Here is a 3,171-nt window from a genome sequence, read left to right on the forward strand (position 1 = left end):
GTCTGGAATCCTTTTATGCGTCTCATTAATAGCGTTTTGTAGTCTCATAGTAAAATAGCCCATCTACTTATTAGATGGGCTATTTTATTACTTTTATTGAGTTTTTGCCTTAACTGACTGGCATTACCCAAAAGGGAGCCTTTTTTATGATATGTACGTTGCCTAAAGCAATAGAGGTATTAAGCTGTGCAATCTAAAGGAGCTTATTTATGCCAAATACCTTTAATAGACTCCCAATACTCTGAGAAAATAGAGTCATTACGCTTCGTTTCTTCCTGACTATCTAGATGGGTAGGTGGCAAGATATGCTCATAATAGGTATCTTTTAATAGCTTACGTAATAAGCCTTCTCCAATAAATCCTTTGCCATCATTTAGCGTATTTGCCGCTCGTAATAGGTGACGAATGTCATATTGCGATGGATCTATATCAGGCACCTGTTTTTTGATATTCAGTAGGCTATATACCGCGACTCTAGCCGTACGAACAGAGCTTTCGACGGTGAATACCACATCATTTCTAGTTTCGACAAATTGTCCTACTAAGCCTAGATTAGTACAACCTTGCGGTACAATTTCAGGGCGGTCGCCTTGCGCACGTACCATAAACTGTGAGGTGATATATGGCATATAAGTAGATCTAACAATGGTATTGTCAACCACGCCGTCTAACTCATTGATAATACCAAGGTGGTGGCAGAGCTCTGCTAAAATCTCATTACCTGTACATTCTGGCATTGGTTTCTTAATATAATTGCCATCTTTATCCATCAGCAAACTATACACCCAAAGTACTAAGGTGTCCTTTGGTTGATCAGGGAAATGCGGCTGACGGTTACAAGTAAAGCTCATTACCCAGTTAGAATCGGTAAAGGTGACGATACCACCTGTCGCTGTTTTACCTGAGTATGGATCATTAACAGACAGCTCTTTAACCTTATCTACCAATGCAGAAGGCTTACAAGTCAGTGTGGCTGACATCCATGCAGACTCATTCACATTACCATTGAATTTTCCAGGATGACCAAAGACGCTGGACTTATGAGCAAGATTGTTCCAAAGCGTCCAACCTTTTGATTGCCCTTGATTGTCTAACATAGCATCTAGGTTTGGCGCAGAATCGTTATCACCATATCGTGTATCATCAGTCATTGTGCCTGTGGTTGCTACTACATAATCATTCTCTGTAATAGTAATACGGGTAGGCTTACCACCTACTTCTGCAATGATGGCTTTGACCGTTTTGGTTGGCTCATTAGCTGAACCCTTAACAGATTCATGGTCATCAGCTTGATTAAACTCAATATCTAAATCCGTCACCGAAGTATCGTATTGGAATTTAACCCCTTTTTCGATGAGATAGTTACGTAGCGGTACGATAAACCCATCATATTGATTGTATTTTGGAAATACTAGCATCGACATATTATGCAGACCATCTAAGTCATGCAAAAAGCGGTGCATATATAGTTTTAACTCAAGCAAGCTGTGCCATTTTTCAAAGGCAAACATGGTGCTCCAAAGTATCCAGAAGTTACTTTCAAAGAAGCTGTCGCTAAAGTAATCATTGACTCGCACATCATCTAATTCTTCTTTGCGTTTTAGTAGTAGACGTATCAATGCTAATTGGTCAGATTTTTTTAGAGTAACACCATTCGTTTCTTTGATTTTACCTTGCTGATGTACCAAACGAGCGATTGAATAGTTAGGATCATCATCATTAATCAATCTATATTCATCTAATACGCTGTATGGCTCTGGCATCTCGACTGCAGGAATATCTTGGAAGACATCCCAAAAGTTCTCGTAGGTAAATTCCATCTCACGGCCACCACGTATGATGTAGCCATTCTCAGCATTACCTGAGCCATCCATGGAGCCGCCTGACACCTCCAGTTGCTCTAAAAAAGTAATGTTTTCTGCTGGTACTTTACCATCGCGAATGAAGTAGTAAGCACTAGATAAGCCCGCGATACCGCTACCGATGATATAGACTTTACTGTCTTTATAAGCGTCGGTTGGTCTACCGATATTGCGTTGATAGTTACCTATTTTGTCAGCAAACGGCAAGGTGTTTTGCGGGTAATGGTGTGGATAGGCTTTATTAGCATCTGGTTGATGTGGAAAGCTGTCGATGGTTTTTTGTTTTTCATTAGTCTTTTTCATTATTATCCCCTTAGTGGGTTAAAGAATCTTATAACTCAGTGTTGTTTTAAAATGAAGCTGCTATTAACTTAAATATTTATAGGTCAGTGATTAAATGAGAATATAGTTATTTTTTACTGTTTAAGACGTTATTAACTTCTTGAGAGACTAAATTGAATCTACTTCTTAGTTCATTAGAAATCTTATTTGGTAAGTCTTTTAGTTTTTTTAATTTAAAAGCAAGGTATGCACTATAACAACCACTGGTGATCAGGGCTAAACCAGTCCATATAACAACTGTCATGCCACCAAGTACAGGGTTAGCTAATAAGATAAAGGAGAAAACAATACCGACAACCCCTATTGCTGCTAAATACCCCCAGTCAGAAAAGCCATATTCCTTTAACTCGAATGAATGGCTGACAGCACTAATGGAACGAAACAATACTAAAAAACCCACATAAAAAAGCAAGGTGGCTTGCGATATTGCCGGGTTAACCACCAAAAGAACACCAACAATGAACGTTAAAATCCCAAGGACTAAAAACCAACCCCAGTTATTAAGTAGCTTTTTATTTAATAAAGAAAATGTAATTTCAGAAATGCCTGAAATAATAAAAGATATGCTGAACAAAATAGCGAGTGCAGCATAAGACTCAAGTGGTGAAACAAAGGTATATATCCCGGTGGCAATAAAAATAATGCCCACAACAAGTAAAATATACCAATGATGGATGGTTCTATTGATGGTGCCAAAGATGTTTCTGGTGATTGAACTCATTTTTAATCTCGATATCTATGTATGTTGCAAAATAACGGCTTGATATAATATTAATTGTCTTTAATGCAAAAAAGCTATGAGGCAGATCATTGATCTATAGTCAATCCACAATAAAATTAGTACAACCCATATTATGAAATAGTTTAGGTAGATTATTCTCCATCCATCCTTGGCGTAGAAATTTAGCCTGTGCCCATTTTTTCTCAATAGGGTTTAAATCGGGACTGTACGGCGGTAGAAATAACA

The 3,171-nt window shown here is 38.1% G+C and carries 3 protein-coding genes; all 3 read right to left on the bottom strand.

All coding sequences use genetic code 11. The features are described from left to right. Positions 1-203 precede the first annotated feature (203 nt). Positions 204-2,165 carry an oleate hydratase gene (locus JMX92_RS13190; RefSeq protein WP_201546130.1) on the bottom strand — a complete coding sequence of 654 codons (1,962 nt, stop codon included), beginning with the start codon at positions 2,163-2,165 and terminating at the stop codon, positions 204-206. A gap of 106 nt (positions 2,166-2,271) precedes the next feature. Further along, on the bottom strand, positions 2,272-2,925 hold the full coding sequence (locus tag JMX92_RS13195; RefSeq protein WP_227675383.1) for an HdeD family acid-resistance protein: 654 nt from the start codon (positions 2,923-2,925) through the stop codon (positions 2,272-2,274). Between the two features lie 100 nt (positions 2,926-3,025). After that, positions 3,026-3,171, bottom strand: a 146-nt coding sequence (locus tag JMX92_RS13805; protein WP_413786870.1) for a transposase, incomplete at its 5' end; no start/stop codon positions are given.

This window comes from Psychrobacter sp. H7-1, from assembly GCF_904846585.1.
Lineage (GTDB): Bacteria > Pseudomonadota > Gammaproteobacteria > Pseudomonadales > Moraxellaceae > Psychrobacter > Psychrobacter raelei.

Excerpts from the sequence above, each read along its gene's own strand:
- JMX92_RS13195 (WP_227675383.1), bottom strand. The coding sequence starts at position 2,925 with ATGAGTTCAATCACCAGAAACATCTTTGGCACCATCAATAGAACCATC.
- JMX92_RS13190 (WP_201546130.1), bottom strand. The coding sequence starts at position 2,165 with ATGAAAAAGACTAATGAAAAACAAAAAACCATCGACAGCTTTCCACAT.